Genomic DNA, 17,968 nt, shown 5'->3' with positions numbered 1-17,968 from the left:
AGCCCCGAGGCCCTCGATCGCCCGGTGGGAACTTCAGCGGCTCGCGGTCGCGCGTGCCTTGTCGAGGCGGCGCTGCGCCCTCTCGACGGCGGCCTTGGCGGCGATGTCCATCGCCTCGGCCTCGGCGTAGGTCTCCTGGGCGGACTCCAGGTCCTCGACGACCGGATCGAGCTTCTGCTCGAGGGCCTCGACCTGGCGGAGCAGCTCGTCCAGCTCGGCGCGCAGCTGCAGGACCTGTGCCTGCAGCGTGCGCACCTTGTCCTTGCGGGCGCGCATCGTCTTGCCGGTCTTCGTGGCCGCCGCCTCGGCGACCGCGAGCTCGGACTTGGCCTCGGTGACCTCCTTGGCGGCCTTGGCCTTGGCGGAGCTGCGTCGGGCCGAGAGGTCGGTGGGGCCCTTCTCGCGGGGCCCCGGAGTGCTCGTGGGCTCGCCGATCGCGGCCAGCGGGATCGCGAGGGTCTCGGTGAGGTCGACCTCGTCGAGCCCGGTCGCCTCGAGCGGCCCGAGCAGCACACCGCTGCGTACCGCGGTCGCGGCGAGCTCGTCGGTCATCGCGGCATGCAGCGTGGCCTGCACCTGCTCGGTCACCACGGCGCTCACCTTCTGACCCATCTCCGCGGCGAGGTCGGCGCCCTCCTTCGCGACCGTGGCGGTCAGCGCGCGCCGCTGGCGCGTGAGCGCCCGCAGGGTCGCGGCGTCCATGTCGTCCTGCGCCGAGCGCAGCTCGTCGCCGAGCGAGACCAGGTCGCCGATCCGCTCCGGCAGCTGCCGCACCATCAGGTTGACGACCCACGCCGCCACGTTCGGCTTGCGCAGCCCGCCGACCGCCTTCGCCAGGTCCGGGTCGCCCTCGGCCTTGGCACGCTTCGCGCGGGCGTTCCGTGCCGCGGTGAACTCGCCCGGCGGGACCCCGTAGAGATCGTGCGCGATCTCAGCCAACGCGCTCTCCGCCGTCGTCATGCCCCTACTCTCTCCCAACCGGGGGCGGGGCTCAGGAACTGGAGCTGTTGATCACGCCGTCGTCGGCGAAGTCCTCCACGACCTTGCGGACCAGGAACGCGTTCACCACGAGGGCGATGCCGAAGACGGCCGTGGTGATCCCGATCAGCCAGACCAGTGCGGCGGCGCCGTAGCCGGGGCTGACCACGAGAGCGAGACCGAACAGCACCGCGGCGGCGCCCGCCACGAGCGCCCAGATCCAGCCCTGCGCGCCGAGGCTCCGCAGCTCGAACGCACCCCAGATCCGGATCGCACCGATGACCAGCGCCCAGAACGCGACCAGCAGCGTCAGCGCGATCACGGTCGTGCTGGGGTAGCGCAGCGCCAGCATGCCCACCGCGACGCCGGCGATCCCCTGGAACACCAGCCAGCCCCAGCCCTCCTGGCGGTTGCGGACCCCGCCCCACAGGGCGAGGACGCCGTCGAGGATCGAGTACACGCCGAAGAACACCATGATCGTCAGCAGCGTCGCGCCGGTGAAGAACATCGCGACCGCGCCGAACGCGATCGCCAGGATGCCCTGCACGAGCACGAGCCACCAGACCGTGGTCGCGAGTGTGCGTGCCTCAACAGGTGCGGGGGTGGTGGTCATGGTTGCTCCCGTCGGAACCGGACCGATGCTCGGGAACCTACACCCACCCCGATGTCAGCACCCTCCCGACGGGGCCTGCATCACCCGCGTGATGCCGGGAGGAGCGGCGCGGTCACTGGTTGCTGAAGGCGGCGTCGAAGGACGCCGTCGGGAGCTCCCAGAGCAGCGAGCGGATGTACCCGACGGCCTCGGCCGCGCCGTGGAGGCGGTCCATCCCGGCGTCTTCCCACTCGACCGAGATCGGACCGTCGTAGCCGATCGAGGCGAGTGCGCGGAAGGCGTCCTCCCACGGGATGTCGCCGTGCCCGGTGGACACGAAGTCCCAGCCGCGGCGGGGGTCGCCCCAGGGCAGGTGGGAGCCGAGGATGCCCGAGCGGCCCGAGGCCGGGCGGATCCGGGTGTCCTTGCAGTCGACGTGGTAGATCCGGTCCGCGAAGTCGGTGATGAACGCGACCGAGTCGACGCCCTGCCACGCCATGTGCGAGGGGTCCCAGTTGAAGCCGAACGCCTCGCGGTGACCGATCGCCTCGAGCGTGCGGACGCTGGTCCAGTGGTCGTAGGCGATCTCGCTCGGGTGCACCTCGTGCGCGAACCTCACTCCCTCGGAGTCGAAGACGTCGAGGATCGGGTTCCAGCGGTTGGCGAAGTCCTCGTAGCCCTCGTCGATGACCGAGGCCGGGACCGGCGGGAACATCGCGACATAGGGCCAGATCTTCGAGCCGGTGAAGCCCACGACCGTGTCGATGCCGAGCTTGCGCGCCACCCGCGCCGCCCGCTTCATGTCCTCTGCGGCACGCTGGCGCACACCCTCGGGGTCGCCGTCGCCCCACACGTAGTCGCGCAGGATCGCCTGGTGCCGGAAGTCGATCGGGTCGTCGCACACGGCCTGGCCGCCGAGGTGGTGGCTGATCGCCCAGGCCTTGAGGTTGTACCGGTCGAGGATCTCGAGGCGCTCGGCGACGTAGGAGTCGTCCTCGTCGGCACGCTTGAGGTCGAGGTGGTCGCCGGACGCGGCGATCTCGAGGCCGTCGTAGCCCCATTCCGACGCGCGTCGCGCGAGCTCGTCGAACGGCATGTCGGCCCACTGGCCGGTGAACAGGGTGACGGGGAGGCGGGATGAGTCAGCCACGAACGTTCTCCTTCGGACGGTGTTCAGAATCGTGTTGAAACCGGGGTGTGTCCGGAATCGTGTTGAAACCGGGGTTTAGACGTCCACCCAACCATCGGCCTGCGCGGCGCGCAGCACCGCGTCGGTGACGATGGCGGCGCGCAGGCCGTCGGCGAACCGGGGCAGACCGTCGATCTGGTCGCCGCGGGCGGCGAGGTAGGAGTCGGCGACGAAGGCGGCAAACGCCTCGGGGTAGCCCTGCGGGTGGCCGGCGGGCGCGACCGAGTACCGGTTCGCGGACTCGCTGTTCTGGTCCGCGTCCCGCGGCAGCAGCACGCTGCCCGCGCGGCGCCCGATCCACAGCGTCTCGGGGTGCTCCTGGTCGAACGCGAGCGAGCTGGCCGATCCGGCGATCTCCAGGTGCAGCCGGTTCTTGCGACCGGGTGCGACCTGGGAGACCAGCAGGGTCCCGACGGCGCCGCCCGCCGTCTCGACGACGAGCGCCGCCGCGTCCTCGTTCGTCACCTGGGCGTGCTGGGCCCGCTCGGTGAAGAAGGTGCGCGTGCGGCCGGCGATGCGGGTGATCCGGTCACCGGTGACGAACTCGACCAGGTCGACCAGGTGCGAGCCGATGTCGGCGAACGCCCGGGAGGCGCCGCCGAGCTCGGCGTCCACGCGCCAGTTGTCGTCCTCGGAGGTGAGCAGCCAGTCCTGCAGATAGCTGGCCGCCACGGTGAGCACCCGCCCGGTCTCGCCGCTCGCGACCCGTTCCCGCGCCTCCCGCACCAGCGGGTGGAAGCGGTAGACGAACGGCACGGTGGCGGTGACGTTCGCGGCGGCGGCCGCCTCGGTCAGCGCGGTCGCGTCCGCCACCGTGGTGGCCAGCGGCTTCTCGCACACGACGTCCCGCCCCGAGGCGATCACGGCCGCGGCGTGCTCGGCGTGCAGCGCGTTCGGGGTGCACACGTGCACCACGTCGATCGTCCGGTCCGCCAGCAGCTCCTCGACGCTGCCGTACCCGCGCTCGAACCCGAGCGCCTGCGCCGCCCGGGCGGCGCTCTCCGGCGACGACGAGCTCAGCCCGGCCAGCCGCGCCCCGGCCAGCAGCGCCGACCGGGCGTGCATCCGGGCCATGAACCCGCCGCCGATGATCCCCACGCCCAGCCCGGCGCCCGGCAGCCCGACCGCGGTCATCGTGCGGTCCCGTTCACGCCGAGCTCGACGGCGGTGCTGGACGCCCTCACGTGAGCGTCGCCGCCGTCGGGTCCCAGTCGACGTCGAGCGGTGGCGGCACCTCGACCGTGCTCGTCACGTCCACGGGCTCGCGGGCCTCGCCCGCCTCGATGATCGACTGCATCACGTCGAGGACGTGGAACGCCAGCTCGCCGGAGGCCCGCTCGGGCACGCCGGCGCGGATCGCGCGGACCATCTCCACGACGCCCGTGCCGCGCCCGGCAGCCGATCCCTCGGAGGGCCGGGTCTCGACGGCGTCGCGCCCGGTCGTGATCAGGAGGTCGCCGGAGAAGGTGTTCGGGTCGGGCACCGTGAGGGTCGCGTCGTCCCCGGTGATCTCGAACTGGGTCCTGCCCAGGCGGGAGTCGAACGAGAAGATGCTCTGCGCCGTCTGGCTGCTCTCGAACTCCACCAGCGTGGAGACGTGCGTGGGCACGTTGACCGGGAAGCTCTGGCCGGCCAGCGGGCCGGACCCGATCACGCGCTCGGCGCGCGCCTTCGAGGTCACCGCGTGCACCCGGGCGACGGGCCCGAAGAACTGCACCAACGCCGTCAGGTAGTACGGGCCGATGTCGAACAGCGGACCGGCGCCGACGTCGAAGAGGAACGCCGGGTTCGGGTGCCAGGACTCCGGGCCGGGTGACTGCATGAGCGTGAGGGCGCCGTGCGCCGGGCCGATACCGCCGGCGGCGACCAGCCGCAGCGAGGACTGGATCCCGGCACCCAGGAACGTGTCGGGCGCGGTCGCGACCCGGAGGCCGGCGGACTGGGCGGCCGCCAGCAGCTCGCGGCCGCTCTCGCGCTCCAGCGCGAACGGCTTCTCGCTCCAGGTGTGCTTGCCGGCCGCGAGGATCTCCTGGGCGACCGCCACGTGCACGGCCGGCACGGTGAGGTTGACGACGACCTCGATCTCCTCGTCGGCCAGCAGCTCGGCGACCGTGCCGGAAGCCGGCACACCGTAGGCCTCGGCCTGAGCCGCGGCGCGGTCGGTGTCGAGGTCCGCGACGAACCGCACCTCGACGTCGGGCATGGTGGTGAGGTTCGTCAGGTACTGGGTGCTGATGTTGCCGGCGCCGATGATGCCGACGCCCGCGCGGCCGGACCCGGTCATGCGCGGGCCTCGGAGAGGTAGGTGAAGCTGTCGGCGACGGCCTGGAACCGGTCGCCGCGGCTGTCGTCGAGCTCGATGACGTGCAGGGCGTTCGCGGTGGCCGCGAGGATCTCGGCGATCGGCTGGTCGCCCGCGCCCACCGCCACCTGGTCCTTGTTCTCCTTGGTGCCGGGGCCGTCCTTGACGTGCACCGCGACGACCTGGTCGCCGAGCCGCTGCAGCAGCGCGACCGGCTCCTCGCCGCCGACAGCTGCCCAGTAGGCGTCGACCTCGAGGCCGACCTCGGGGACCAGCTGCTCGGCGAGCAGCTCCAGACCGGAGCGGCCGCCCTCGCCCTCGGGACGGCTCTCGAGCTCGAACGCGTGGTTGTGGTAGCCGACGGTGAGGCCGTGCGTGGCGGCGATCTCGGCGGCGGCGTTGAGCCGGGCCGCGGTGTCGGCGATCTGCGCGGCGCTCGCCCAGTTCTCCGCGGGGTAGTGGGGGTCGATGACCCGCTCCATCCCGAGCGCGGCGGCCGCGGCGAAGATCCGGTCCTGCTCGGCGGCGTCCGCCGTGAGGAAGCCCTGGTGGGTGGTGGGGGCGCGCAGCCCGCTCGCCTGCAGCGCCTCGCCCAGCGCCGGGCCGAAGGTGGTGAACGCGTAGGGCTCGACCAGCTCGAAGCCGATGTCGGCGAGTCGCTGGAGAGTTCCGGTCAGGTCCTCGGCGGCCGCCTCGCGGACCGTGTAGAGCTGGACCGACAGGGGGGATGTGGGCACGCGTGCTCCTTCGTCAGTGGGCACTCGAGAGGCGCCCGCGGGTGTCAACGGATACGCAACCACACTTATGCGGAGCAATCAATCAGAAGTCCGTGCATTGATCGCCAGTAGTGGGCTGTGCTGTACTCAGAACCATGAGGCCGCCCACCGACCGAGGCCGCGCCGCCGGCCCCGGGCCCGGTGGCCTGCTGGCGTTGATGCTCGACGGCGTACCCCGCACCCGCGCCGAGATCGCCCACCTCACCGGGCTGTCGCGATCGACCGTGTCCAGCCGGGTCGACGACCTCCTGCGCACCGGCGTGCTCGCACCGGCGGGTGCGGCCGCCTCCTCCGGTGGCCGGCCACCCGCCCGGGTGGCGTTCAACCCGGTGGCGAGGGTTGTCGTCGGGATCGACCTCGGTGCCACGCACGGCACGGTCGCCGTCGGCGACCTCGCCGGCGGTGTGCTCAGCGCCGCGACGGTCGAGCTCGAGATCGCCGACGGCCCCGACGCGGTGCTCGGTGCCGTGCTCGGCACCGCGACCTCCCTGCTCGACGGCGTCGCTCGCCCCTGGGCCGAGGTCGCCGCCCTCGGCATGGGTCTGCCCGGGCCGGTCGAGCACGCCTCCGGTCGCCCCGTGAACCCGCCGATCATGCCGGGGTGGGACCGTGTCGACGTGCCCGCGCTCGTGCGCGCGCAGCTGCAGCAGCCCGAGCTCGCGGTGCTCGTGGACAACGACGTCAACGTGCTCGCGCTCGGCGAGCACGCGACGTGGTGGCCCGAGGCCGACGACCTCCTCTACGTGAAGGTCTCCACCGGCATCGGCGCCGGGATCGTGATGGGCGGCACCCTGCAGCGCGGTGCGCGAGGGTCGGCCGGCGACCTCGGGCACGTCCGGGTGCCGTGGACGGCCGACAGCGGCCGCCCCGCCGAGGACGAGCGGGAGCTGGAGGACATCGCCTCCGGTCCGGCGATCGCGGCGCAGCTGCGGGAGCGCGACATCGAGGCGCGGACGAGCGCCGACGTCGTCGCCTTGGTCCGCGCCGGTGACCGCACCGCGATCGAGCTGGTCCGGCAGGCGGGTCGCGAGGTGGGAGCGGTGGTCGCGACGGTCGTCAACGTCCTCGGCCCCTCGGTCATCGTGATCGGCGGCAGCATCGGCCGCGGCGGCGAGGACCTGATCGCGGGTGTGCGGGAGGTCGTCTACCGGCACTCGCTGCCGCTCGCGACCGAGCACCTGCAGATCGTCCCGGCCCGTGGCGACAGCAACGCCGGTGCCCTGGGGGCGGCGATCCTGGCGGCTCGTCATGCCCTCACCCCCTCGGCGATCGCGACCTGGTTCGCCTCGCCCTCACCCTGACCTGAGCACGGCTTCATCACTGACCTGAGCACGGCTTCATCACTGACCTGAGCACGTCGAACCGAAGGAGCATCAGCGTGACGACCAACTCTCCCGACACCCCGCTGCGGGTGGGGGTCATCGGACTCGGCTGGGCCGGCCAGCAGCATCTCGCGAGCTATGCCGCACGTCCCGACGTGCAGGTCGTCGGGATCGCGGGGCTCGAGGACCAGCTGCGCACGGACCTGGCCGCGAAGTACGAGGTGCCGAACGCGGTGCCGCGGTGGGAGGACCTGCTGACGCAGGTCGAGCTCGACGCCGTCAGCATCGCGGTGCCGACCTTCCTGCACGCGCCGATCGCGATCGCCGCGCTCGACGCCGGGATCCACGTGCTCTCCGAGAAGCCGATGGCGCGGACCGCGGCCGAGGCGGACGCCATGGTCGCGGCCGCACGGCGCAGCAACCGTGTGCTCGAGGTGGCCTTCAACCACCGCTACCGCGGCGACATCTCCTCGATGCGCGACCAGGTGGAGGCCGGCGCGCTCGGACGGGTCTACCACGCGAAGGCCGAGTGGTGGCGGCGCGCGGGCATCCCCTCGCTCGGGAGCTGGTTCACCAACAAGGCGATGGGCGGCGGCGGTCCCCTGATCGATCTCGGCGTGCACATGCTGGACGCGACCCTGCACATGCTGGGGGAGCCGCGGGTGCTCGCGGTCTCGGCCGTCACGCACGCCGAGCTCGGCCCCCGCGGGCTCGGTGGATCGGGCAGCGGCAAGCAGGCCGTGGGATCGGCGTTCGAGGTCGAGGACCTCGGGGTGGTGATGCTGCGGCTGGAGGGTGGCGTCTCGTTCACGCTGGAGGCGAGCTGGGCCACGCACCGGCCCTCCGGTGACGACATGGCGATCACGCTGTACGGCACCGACGGCGGCGTCGAGCTGCGCACGATCGACTACGCACCGGCGACCGTGACCGTGTTCGGCGCTGCCGCCGACGGCAGCGACGACGTGGTGCTGCCCGAGCGCGAGAGCCTCGGGCACAGGGCCGTCGTCGACAGGTTCCTGGTCGCCGTCGCCGACCCGAGCAGGTGGAACGTCTACGACGGCACGATCGGGGCGACCCGAACACGGATCCTCGAGGCGGCGTACCTCTCGGCGGAACGAGGGGCAGAGGTCAGGATGGACGAGCTGATGGCGGAGGTCGCACGATGATCCGGGTACTGGTGTGGAACGAGGGCGTGCACGAGCAGCGGGACGCGTCGGTGCAGGCGCTGTACCCGACCGGCATGCACGGCGCGATCGCCGAAGGGTTGCGCGAGCTGCTGGGCGAGGAGGTCGAGGTGAGCACGGCGACCCTCGCCGATCCCGAGCACGGGCTCACCGAGGAGGTCCTCGCGGCGACCGACGTGCTGCTGTGGTGGGGGCACATCGCCCACGGCGAGGTCGCCGACGACGTCGTGGAGCGCGTGCACCGGCACGTGCTGGGCGGCATGGGCCTGCTGGCGCTGCACTCGGCTCACTTCTCGAAGATCTTCATCCGCCTCATGGGGACGACCTGCTCGTTGGCGTGGCGCAACGATCAGGACCGCGAGATCGTCTGGACGGTCGACCCCACCCACCCGATCGCCGAGGGTGTGGAGCAGCCGTTCGTGATCGAGGCGCAGGAGATGTACGGCGAGTTCTTCGACGTGCCGCCGCCGGACGAGCTCGTGTTCGCGTCGTGGTTCTCCGGCGGCGAGATCTTCCGTTCCGGCCTCACCTACCGTCGCGGCCAGGGGAAGGTCTTCTACTTCTCGCCCGGCGACCAGGAGTACCCGGTCTACCACCACCCGCAGGTGCGGCGAGTGCTCGCCAACGCGGTGCAGTGGGCCGCCCGTGACCGTGCCCGGCAGCAGCCTGAGGTGCGGAACCAGCCGCGTACGCACGCCTGAGCTAGGGCGCCGATGGCACTCTCTGCGGCTGTCTAGCGAATCTTCGAGACAGTGGTAGAGCGTCGAAGAGCCGCAGTGCTGCAGGTGCCTGGGCGGCGGTGCGAACGCGCGGTCCGAGCGGCGCGAGCCTGTGCACAGGGTGACTCGTGGGGTGATCGGTGCTCCTCGCCCTGGTGGGGGTGGGGTGAGCGGGACAGGTGTGCGTGATGGTCACGCCACCGGCGGCGGGTGAGTGGGAGGGCACCACGGTGCCCTGACGGCAGCCGGCACGGGTGAGCGCGGGATGGTCGCGACGTTGCGACCGGGTGCGAGCGTTCATCCGACGCACGATCAGTGGAACGAGATGTCGAGTTCTGACGGCGGCGAGCGTCACCCTGATGCCAGCACAACGCTGATCAACAGACTGGAGAACCCGATGTCCAAGTACCTGCTCCTCATCACCACCGACACCAGCGTCCCCGCGAGCGAGGAGGACCGCGCGCAGGCGCCCGACGTCGAGGCGTGGTGGCAGTCCGTCGTCGACTCCGGCCGCTACGTGACCGGTGATCCGCTGCAGCCCGCGTCCCAGGCGGTGACCGTGCGCGTGCGCGGAGGCAAGGTCCGGCGTACCGAGGGCCCGTTCACCGAGGCCGGTGAGGTGATCGCCGGCCTCGACGTCATCGAGGCCGACTCGATGGCCGAGGCGATCCAGGTCGCGGCGGGCCACCCGATGGCCTGGACCCACGCCGTCGAGGTCCGCGAGTTCGTGTCGATGGGCTGATCCAGACGCGGCCCGCCTGACGCCGGCCTCAGAACGCCGAGGTCGGCCCGTGCTCGCGCTCAGCCCGGGCGAGCACGCGGACCACGTCCATCGGGTGCCGTCGACGCAACGCCAGCGCGCCGAGCAGCTGCACGACGGGCCCGGTCACGGCGGCGCTGAAGTCGGGCGTGAGCAGGCCGACGCTGCTCGCGAGGTCGTCGGCGTGCACCACGATCTCCAGCAGCCGCACCGCGAGGAAGTCCTCGGTCGCCAGCGCGCAGCCCTGCCACGGCACGAACGTCGTGGGCCCGGCTGCCGCGATGGCCGGTCCGAGCGCCGCGCTCGCTGCCTCGAGGACCGCGATCGACTCCGCCACCCCGGCGGCCGCCATCGCGTTGAAGTCGGTGCTGATCGAGGTGTTCTCGGGGGCGTCGAGCGGTGCGTCGAGCCAGTCGAGCTGGTCGGCGTAGGCGAGCAACGACAGCGGCTGCACCCGGTCGGCCGGGAACTCGATGCCGAGGAACTCCACCGCGCACTCGGGCTGGCTGACGAGGTGCCGGGTCAGGCCGCCGACCGTCATGCCCGGGAGCACGGACTCCCGATCCCACGCGTCCGCCACCTCGGGCGCACGCACGAGGGCGCCGACAGCGCCGACAGCGCCGAGCACCGCCTCGGCGTCGAGGACTCCGGCGAACGTCAGCGTCATGTGCTCACCGTAGGGCGCATCGACCGCTCCGGTGTGGGGTGATCTCGGGTCATCCGGTGGACCGTGGCGACCCCAGAGCGCTTTCCGCGGGGTGGGGGGCTTCTACGCTGCAGCTCATGGGTCCGCTCCGGGTTGCCGTGGTCGGGTGCGGGACAGCAGGTCCGGTCGCCGCGATCATGCTCGCGCGCGCCGGGCACGAGGTCACCGTCCTGGAGGCCGCCGAGGACCCCGGTCCGGTCGGTGCCGGCATCTGGTTGCAGGCGCTCGGGCAGCAGGTCCTCGACGCGATCGGGCTGCTCGAGCCGCTGCGCGCGGTGTCCCGTCCGGTCGCGCGCGTCGACGCGGTCACGGTCGGCGGCCGGCAGGTCATGGACTTCGGCTACGCCGACGTCCCGGGCGCGGTCCCCGCGATCGGCGTGCACCGCGGCGTGCTGTTCACCTTGCTGTGGGAGGCCCTGGCCGGGTCGACGGCGAGGATCGCCACCGGCGTCGACGTCACCGGGGTACGCCCCACCCCGGGCGGCGCCTCGGTCGAGACCACGAGCGGCGCCGTCGGGCCCTTCGACCTGGTCATCGGGGCCGACGGCTCCCGATCGGTGGTGCGCGAGAGCATGCGCGTCGCCGTGCGCGACCACGGTTACTCCTACGGCGCGCTGTGGGCGCTCGTCGACGATCCGGAGGGCCTTGCCGCCGACGTGCTGTACCAGTGCCTGGACGGCACGTCCCGATATCTGGGCGTGCTGCCCACCGGCGAGCAGCAGGCGTCGATCTTCTGGTCGGTCAGGGGTGCGGACATGAGGGCCGTCCGCGGGCGCGGCATGGACGCGTGGCGGCAGGAGGCGGCCCCGTTCGTGGGCGAGAGGTACGCGCCGCTGCTCGACGAGGTCGACCAGCTGCTGGAGGCGCACTACCGCGACGTCGTGGTCCGCACCCCCTACCGGGTCCGGGACGGCGCCGGCGCCGTGCTGATCGGTGACGCCGCGCACGCGATGAGCCCGCAGCTCGGCGCCGGGACCTCGCTCGCGCTCGCGGACGCGGCCAGCCTGTGCCACTTCCTGGCGTCGGCACCCGATCTGGAGACCGCACTCGCGCAGCACACCGCGAGCCGCCGGGCGCACGTGCGCTGGTACTCGTGGTGGACGCGGTTGATGATGCCGGTGTTCCAGAGCGACCTGCACCCGATCGCCCTCCCGCGCGACCTGCTGGCCGGCCCTGTCGGTTCGCACCCGTGGGTGCGGACCCAGATGGTCAAGCAGCTCGGTGGCGGGCAGACCGGCCTGGTCCGGCGGTGGCAGCTGCCGGGCTAGCACGCGAGGATGGGCGGGTGGATCCCGTCGTCGCGCTCCGTCGCATCGCCTTCCTGCTGGAACGTCAGCTCGCCGAGACGCACCGCATCAAGGCCTACCGCAAGGCTGCGGACCGGCTGGAGCAGGTCGGGGCGGGCGAGGTCGGCAGGCTCGCGGAGGCCGGCAGCCTGGCGACGCTGGCCGACGTCGGCCCCAAGACCGCGCTGATCGCGGGGCAGGCGCTCGCGGGCGGGGTGCCGGACTACCTGGCGGAGCTGGAGGCGGCAGCGGGGGCACTGGCCCCCGGTGCCGCGGAGGTGCGGTCCTGGATCCGCGGCGACCTCCACACCCACTCGATCGAGTCCGACGGCGGGTCGCCGATCGAGCACATGGCCGCCGCGGCGATCGGCACCGGGCTCGAGTACATGGTGCTCACCGACCACTCGCCCCGGCTCACGGTCGCCAACGGCCTGTCCGCGGACCGGCTGCGTGACCAGCTGCGACGGGTGGCGGCGCTGAACGCCGAGCTGGCCCCGTTCCGGATCCTCACCGGGATCGAGGTCGACATCCTCGACGGCGGTTCCCTCGACCAGGAGCCGGAGCTGCTGGCCGAGCTGGACGTCGTCGTCGCCTCGGTCCACTCCAAGCTCCGGATGCCGGCCGAGCAGATGACCCGGCGGATGGTGAACGCGATCGCGAACCCGCACGTCGACGTGCTCGGCCACTGCACCGGCAGGCTGATCACCGGTGGTCGCGGCACCCGCCCGGAGTCCTCCTTCGACGCCGAGCTCGTGTTCGAGGCCTGCCGCCGGTTCGGCGTCGCCGTCGAGATCAACTCCCGACCCGAGCGCCGTGACCCTCCGACACGACTGCTCGAGCTCGCCCACGAGACCGGCTGCGTGTTCGCCGTCGACACCGACGCCCACGCACCCGGGCAGCTGGACTTCCTCGACTACGGCTGCGCGCGCGTCGCCGAGCTCGGGATCGAGAAGGACCGGATCGTCAACACCATGACGGCGGAGGACCTGCTGGCCTGGACCCGCACCTGAGCGTCCTCCTGCGGCGCGGCCGCTCGGCTGGGATCGCAGCGCAGCGATCCAGGGCAGCCGCGCGTGGGCCGGACCGCGGTCGCAGATCACTAGGCTGAATCCATGGCTGCGTGGTTCCGTCGTCGAGATCGAGCCGAGCAACAACCACCGTCGGAGCGCGCCCCCCAGCAACCCAGCTCGGTAGCGGTGCCCGATGCGCCGCCGGAGACGTTCGACGAGGCCAAGCCGCTGCTGCGGGTGCGGCCCGTGGGACTGGTCCCGCTCGCCGACCGACGCCGGATGGGCGAGGTCCACGGGGACCCGGGTGCTGCCGACGCGGTGTCCGCGGCCGTGGCCGACTACCACGTGGGTGCGGTGCTCGACCTGCCCTCGGCCGATGTCCCGGTCTCGGAGTCCGTGGCCGCGCGCTGGGGAGTGCCGATCGGAGAGATCCTGCTCGCCGCCAGCGACAACGTCCGCAACGAGGCCGTGCGTCTCTTCGAGCATGACGGCGCGATCGTCAACGAGGGGCGTGCGGCCGCCGCCCTGACCCTGCTGGGTGGGCCCCGCTACCTGCCGCCCGGCGACATGCCTGAGATGCAGCGCGGACGTGGGCTCACCCCCGTGATCGTGATCCCCGACGACACCAACTGCCTGATCGGGTTCGCGGAGGACCCCAGCTCGATCGTCGCCATCGCTCGGGTCGCGGAGGAGGTGCTCTCGAGCACGCGGCGGCCGGTCTCGATCACACCGCTGGTGGCCGACGACGATCGATGGGTCCCCTACACCTGGCCGGCGGAGGCCGCACCCGCTGTGGGTCAGCTGAGCCGCCGCTGGGACCTGATTCGATACGAGCGCACCCGCGACGTCCTCACGGAGTGGCTCGAGCACCGCGGCGAACAGCTGCTCGTCGCCAAGGTGATGGTGGGCGCCAGACCCGAGGACGGCCGTTACCGCAGCATGGCGTCGTGGGTGGACGGCATGGTCAATCTCATCCCGTATGTCGACGAGGTCGTGCTCGTGAGGGCGGACGGAGCCACCACTGCGCTGCCGCTGACCGCACTGCTCGAGCGCCGGCTGCTCGAGCCGTACGAGGGCGTCTACCCGGAGTACATGATCGGCACCCGGTTCCCCACCGAGCTCATCCAGGCGAGTTGAGCTACGGCCCCAGCCAGGCGAGGAACTCCTCGGCGGAGTAGACCGGCTTGCCGAGCTCGAAGGCCTTGCGGGCCTTGCCCGACTGGGTGCCCAGCTCGGCGACCACGAGCACGTCGCAGCGGGTCTTGCTCACGTTCGCGACCGGCGTCAGGCCGGCCCTCAGCGCGAGGCCGTGCGCCTCGTCGCGCTCGAGCAGCCGGCCGTCGGGCAGCTGGATGGTGCCGGTGAAGCACACCCGCACGCCCGCGACCAGGGTCGCCGCGATGTCCGCCCGGGCGCTGCCTGCGAGGGTCTGCGCGTCGAGGACCGGCAGTCCCAGCGCAGCCTCGACCGCCTGCAACCGGCGCACCACCCCCGGCGTGAGCGGGGCCGCCGCGGCGGCCTCGCGCAGCTGCGCGGCGATCACCTCACGGGCCGGGCCCGCGTCGGTGCCCTCCAGCAGCCACTCGTGACCGGTGCTGCCGAGCAGCATCGGCCCCAGCTGCCTGCTCAGCTCCAGGTAGGCGCTGAGCATCGGCAGCTCGGTCGTGCTCGGCGCGTGGACGTCGGCGTCCCGGCTCACGAGGAACCCGCCCTCGGGCAGCTCCTCGGCGACCTCGAAGGCGCTCGCGGCCCGGCCGTCGACCCGCTGCGCCAGCGCCAGCGCGGAGCGTGCCCGCTCCAGCGCGGTGCTGCCGGACACGCGTCCGGGCGCCGGTATCCCCAGCGGCAGCACCACGACGTGCCCGAGCCGCTTGAGCTCGAAGTCCAGCAGCCCCAGCGTCTCGTCGACCCCCGGTCCCACCGGCGTGCACCCCGCCAGCATCGGTGCGATCACGGCCCAGACCTGGGCGAGCGTCGGCGCCAGCAGGATGTCGTCGACGCCGATTCCGTAGGCGGATCGCGCGTCCGCGAGGTCGCGCTGCGGGTTCACGAGCGTGCTGAGTGCGGTGCCGTCGTCGAACGCGACGGCGATCTCGACCGGGCGCGGGCGCGATCGCACCCCCTCGTCACCGACCGTGAGCATCCCGATCGCGCACCGCCGGTGCTGCGTGCCCGGCGCCGTGCTCGACTGCAGGAACCGCACCACCCGCCTGTCGGTCTTCATGTCCTTGGGCAGCACGGGCCGCCGCAGCACCAGCCCAGCGAGCGACGTGCACCGGCTCAGCGCCACGTACAGCTGCCCGTAGTCGAAGGTGCCGCCGCGCAGGTCGACCACCAACCGGTCGATCGTCTGCCCCTGGCTCTTGTGGATCGTGATCGCCCACGCGAGCGTGAAGGGCAGCTGCGTGTACGTCCCGACGACCTCGCGGCGCAGCGACCCGCCCACCACCACGGGGCGCGTCACGTCCCAGGTGTGGTGCCCGACGGCGACCACGCGGCCGTTCTGGAGCCGCACCGTGGCGGTGACGTCGTGCGGGTCGTACCCGACCACGGTCCCGAGGGTCCCGTTCGCCCACCGGTCGCCCGGGTCGTTGTTGACGAGCATGACCTGGGCGCCGACCTTGAACCGGAGCACGTCCGGCACCGGCGGGTCGAACCCCTCGAGGTCGCCGCTGGCCCAGGCGTGATGGACCAGCTCGGGCTCGTCGATCGCGTCCAGCTGCGCGCGGTTGCGTGCGGTCACGACCCGGTTGGTCGGCGCGACGGTCAGCCACATCTGGTCGGCGGGCGGCTCGAAGTCGACGTCGACCCGGGCATCGAGGTCCCGGCGTGCCGAGCTGAGCAGCGTGCCCTCACGGATCGCGTTGAGGATGGACGTCAACCGATTGTCGCCCTGCTGCCGGAACACCGTGGTCAACGACACCGTGGGGAACGGTGCGTCCCGGTAGGCGTCGGCGGAGAAGAAGTACGGGGTCGGGTAGGACTCCAGGAGATGTCCGGCCTCCGCCGTCGACATCACGGGTGGGAGCTGGAACAGGTCGCCGACGAGCACCACCTGCACGCCACCGAACGGCTCGCCGCGCCGCGGGCCGAAGCGTCGGAGCGCGGACTCGACCTTGTCCAGCAGGTCCGCGCGGACCATCGACGCCTCGTCGATGACCAGCGTCTCGAGGCTGCCGATGCTCTCCGCGAACCGGCCCGGGTAGTAGCGGCCGTCGCGGACGTCGTCGAGGGAGGTCTCGGGTCGGAACCCGAACAGCCGGTGCAGCGTGTAGCCGCCCACGTTGAGCGCGGCGATGCCCGTGGGTGCGGCCACGACCACCCGCCGCCCGGTCTGCGCGACGAACTGCCGGATCAGCGTCGACTTACCGGTGCCGGCGCGTCCGGTGAGGAACAGGTTGCTGCCGCTGCGGAGAAGATCCAGCGCGCGGTCGAGCTCCTCGGTGTGCTCCGGCTCAGCCACCCGGTGCCTCGAGAGCCTTGTCTGCGAGGTAGGCATCCCCCCACTGCGCCACCGGGTCGAGCAGGTCGTTGAGCTCCTCGCCCAGCGGCGTCAGCGCATAGTCGACACGGAGCGGGAAGCCCTCGTAGGCGGTGCGTGAGACCAGCGCGTCGCGCTCGAGCTCGCGCAGCTGCTCGGCGAGCACCTTCTCGCTGATGCCGCTGACCCCGCGGCGCAGCTCGGCGAAGCGGTGGTCGCCCTCGGCCAACCGCCACAGGATCGACGGCTTCCACTTGGAGCCGATCAAGCCGATGACGACGTTCACGCCGCACTCCTGCGCGTCCCTGCTCACGTGCTCACCTCCAGGTCAGTACCCACATGATTGTGCGTACTGGTGCGACATCGCGTCCACGCCCAGCATGGAGGCATGACCTCCACACCAGTGACCACCACGTCGATCGCGGTGCTCGGGCTTGGCCCGATGGGCGCCGCGCTCACCCGCGCGCTCGCCTCGGGCGGGCACCGCCTGACCGCCTGGAACCGCACCGCCCGGACACTGACGGAGCACGGGCTCGACGGCGGCGGCGACGTCGCGCTCGTGGGGAATCCCGAGGCTGCGGTCGCCGGTGCGGAGGTGGTCGTCGTCTGCGTGCGCGACCACACCGCGAGCCGGGAGCTGGTCGCCGCGGTCGCACCGCTGCTGGGTGACGCCGTGCTCGTCAACGTCTCGACCGGCTCGCCGGAGGAGGCGGCCGAGTCGGCGCGGCAGGCGGCGGCGTTGGGGGTGCGGTACGTCACCGGTGCCGTCATGGTCCCGACCCCGATGGTCGGCACGGACGAGTGCCTCGTGCTCTACGCCGGCGCGCCCAACGACGTCGCCACCGCCACGGCCGCGCTCGCGCCGCTGGGCGGGGTGGCCGACGACGTCGGGACCGACCACGCGGTGCCCCCCGTGCTGGACCTGGCGATGCTCGACATCTACTTCGCCGGCATGTACGCGTTCCTGCACGCGACCGCGCTGGCCGGCCGCTACGGCGTCGACCCTGCACGATTCCTGCCGTACGCCGAGGGCGTGACCGACACCCTGCGCGGCTCGTTGCCGGGGCTCTCGGCCTCGATGACCGACCGGACCTACCGCACGGGAGAGGCACGCCTCGACATGTGCCTGGCCTTCCTGGAGCACATCGTGACCGCCAGCGCCGAGTCCGGGGTGCCCTCGGCGTTGCCTGCGCTGATCCGGGACGCCTCCGCCCGCGCGTTGCGGCAGCACCCCGCCGACACCGACTGGGACGTCGTCGCCGAGGAGCTGCTCAGCTCCTGACCAGGGTTCTTCGGTGAGGGGATGCCGGGACGTGGGGGTGCATCCGTCGACGGCGGAGGATCCGGCGGTGCTCGAGCGCTCCGCCGGTGGATCCGGGCCCACATCCCTGCGAGGCCGGTGACTTAGCTGTTCTGGCTCATGACGTTGGTGACGCCGGTGCGTAGTCGTGAGGCTGGGGGTTGGTCGCCGGCGGCGGTGTGGGCTCGATGGTAGTTGTAGTGGATGTTCCAGGTGCCGATCGCGGCGGCTCGTTTGGCTTCTGACTCCCAGGCGCGGGAGTAGAGCAGCTCTTCGGCCAGGATCCGGTTGTAGCGCTCGACCTTGCCGTTGTGGCGGGGTGTGTAGGGCCGGGTGCGCTGGTGCCGGGAGGCGCTGGCCAGG

At 72.3% G+C, this 17,968-nt stretch carries 18 protein-coding genes; 8 read left to right on the top strand and 10 right to left on the bottom strand.

The genetic code is table 11. From position 1 onward, the window contains the following. Positions 1–33: 33 nt before the first annotated feature. From GPA04_RS13385 to GPA04_RS13360, 6 genes are all read right to left on the bottom strand, one after another. Positions 34–960, bottom strand: a complete 927-nt coding sequence (locus tag GPA04_RS13385) for a hypothetical protein (protein ID WP_156224698.1) — start codon at positions 958–960, stop codon at positions 34–36. A gap of 31 nt (positions 961–991) precedes the next feature. Then, positions 992–1,591, bottom strand: a complete 600-nt coding sequence (locus GPA04_RS13380) for an HdeD family acid-resistance protein (protein ID WP_156224697.1) — start codon at positions 1,589–1,591, stop codon at positions 992–994. Between the two features lie 112 nt (positions 1,592–1,703). Continuing rightward, positions 1,704–2,666 carry a sugar phosphate isomerase/epimerase family protein gene (locus GPA04_RS13375; RefSeq protein ID WP_156224954.1) on the bottom strand — a complete coding sequence of 321 codons (963 nt, stop codon included), beginning with the start codon at positions 2,664–2,666 and terminating at the stop codon, positions 1,704–1,706. 129 nt (positions 2,667–2,795) lie between these two features. After that, entirely contained in the window at positions 2,796–3,893 is a 1,098-nt protein-coding gene (locus GPA04_RS13370; protein WP_156224696.1) for a Gfo/Idh/MocA family protein, read from the bottom strand. Between the two features lie 46 nt (positions 3,894–3,939). Further along, positions 3,940–5,043: a Gfo/Idh/MocA family protein gene (locus GPA04_RS13365; RefSeq protein ID WP_156224695.1), complete on the bottom strand. Its 1,104-nt coding sequence runs from the start codon at positions 5,041–5,043 to the stop codon at positions 3,940–3,942. Continuing rightward, positions 5,040–5,798, bottom strand: a complete 759-nt coding sequence (locus GPA04_RS13360; protein WP_156224694.1) for a sugar phosphate isomerase/epimerase family protein — start codon at positions 5,796–5,798, stop codon at positions 5,040–5,042. The genes GPA04_RS13365 and GPA04_RS13360 overlap by 4 nt, the downstream gene beginning before the upstream one ends. Positions 5,799–5,932: 134 nt before the next feature. Here GPA04_RS13360 and GPA04_RS13355 point away from each other — a divergent pair, with 134 nt between their 5' ends. The 4 genes from GPA04_RS13355 (at position 5,933) to GPA04_RS13340 (ending at position 9,804) form a co-directional block, all read left to right on the top strand. Beyond that, positions 5,933–7,138: an ROK family transcriptional regulator gene (locus GPA04_RS13355; RefSeq protein WP_156224693.1), complete on the top strand. Its 1,206-nt coding sequence runs from the start codon at positions 5,933–5,935 to the stop codon at positions 7,136–7,138. Between the two features lie 77 nt (positions 7,139–7,215). Beyond that, complete coding sequence (locus tag GPA04_RS13350) at positions 7,216–8,325, top strand: Gfo/Idh/MocA family protein (RefSeq protein WP_366464721.1); 1,110 nt, start codon at positions 7,216–7,218, stop codon at positions 8,323–8,325. Further along, positions 8,322–9,044 carry a ThuA domain-containing protein gene (locus tag GPA04_RS13345; RefSeq protein WP_156224691.1) on the top strand — a complete coding sequence of 241 codons (723 nt, stop codon included), beginning with the start codon at positions 8,322–8,324 and terminating at the stop codon, positions 9,042–9,044. Before GPA04_RS13350 ends, GPA04_RS13345 begins: the two co-directional genes overlap by 4 nt. A 415-nt stretch (positions 9,045–9,459) precedes the next feature. After that, positions 9,460–9,804, top strand: coding sequence for a YciI family protein (locus tag GPA04_RS13340; RefSeq protein ID WP_156224690.1), 345 nt, complete (start codon positions 9,460–9,462; stop codon positions 9,802–9,804). 28 nt (positions 9,805–9,832) lie between these two features. Here GPA04_RS13340 and GPA04_RS13335 read toward each other — a convergent pair whose 3' ends face one another. Then, a complete protein-coding gene (locus GPA04_RS13335) occupies positions 9,833–10,489 on the bottom strand; it encodes a maleylpyruvate isomerase N-terminal domain-containing protein (protein WP_156224689.1) in 657 nt (218 codons plus the stop codon). A gap of 116 nt (positions 10,490–10,605) precedes the next feature. Between GPA04_RS13335 and GPA04_RS13330 the strand changes: the two genes are divergently transcribed. From GPA04_RS13330 to GPA04_RS13320, 3 genes are all read left to right on the top strand, one after another. After that, the gene (locus GPA04_RS13330) at positions 10,606–11,796 is read left to right on the top strand and encodes an FAD-dependent oxidoreductase (RefSeq protein WP_156224688.1); all 1,191 of its coding nucleotides are present in this window, start codon (positions 10,606–10,608) and stop codon (positions 11,794–11,796) included. 17 nt (positions 11,797–11,813) lie between these two features. Continuing rightward, positions 11,814–12,824 (top strand): PHP domain-containing protein, encoded by a 1,011-nt coding sequence (locus tag GPA04_RS13325; protein ID WP_156224687.1) that lies wholly within the window; start codon positions 11,814–11,816, stop codon positions 12,822–12,824. A 102-nt stretch (positions 12,825–12,926) separates the two neighbouring features. Next, entirely contained in the window at positions 12,927–13,961 is a 1,035-nt protein-coding gene (locus GPA04_RS13320) for a DUF1444 domain-containing protein (protein ID WP_156224686.1), read from the top strand. A 1-nt stretch (position 13,962) separates the two neighbouring features. On the opposite strand, the gene GPA04_RS13315 is transcribed toward GPA04_RS13320, so the two are convergent. Together GPA04_RS13315 and GPA04_RS13310 are read right to left on the bottom strand one after the other, a co-directional pair. Further along, positions 13,963–16,287 (bottom strand): AAA family ATPase, encoded by a 2,325-nt coding sequence (locus GPA04_RS13315; RefSeq protein WP_241680789.1) that lies wholly within the window; start codon positions 16,285–16,287, stop codon positions 13,963–13,965. Further along, a complete protein-coding gene (locus GPA04_RS13310) occupies positions 16,280–16,618 on the bottom strand; it encodes a winged helix-turn-helix transcriptional regulator (RefSeq protein ID WP_206674222.1) in 339 nt (112 codons plus the stop codon). Before GPA04_RS13310 ends, GPA04_RS13315 begins: the two co-directional genes overlap by 8 nt. Positions 16,619–16,693: 75 nt before the next feature. Here GPA04_RS13310 and GPA04_RS13305 point away from each other — a divergent pair, with 75 nt between their 5' ends. Beyond that, on the top strand, positions 16,694–17,587 hold the full coding sequence (locus GPA04_RS13305; protein ID WP_156224684.1) for an imine reductase family protein: 894 nt from the start codon (positions 16,694–16,696) through the stop codon (positions 17,585–17,587). Positions 17,588–17,709: 122 nt separating this feature from the next. Here GPA04_RS13305 and GPA04_RS13300 read toward each other — a convergent pair. Next, a partial coding sequence (locus GPA04_RS13300) for an integrase core domain-containing protein (protein WP_156224683.1) occupies positions 17,710–17,968 on the bottom strand: 259 nt, incomplete at its 5' end.

Origin of the sequence: Pseudactinotalea suaedae, assembly GCF_009733815.1 — a bacterium.
Lineage (GTDB): Bacteria > Actinomycetota > Actinomycetes > Actinomycetales > Beutenbergiaceae > Pseudactinotalea > Pseudactinotalea suaedae.
This window is presented reverse-complemented; position numbering and strand designations above follow the sequence as displayed.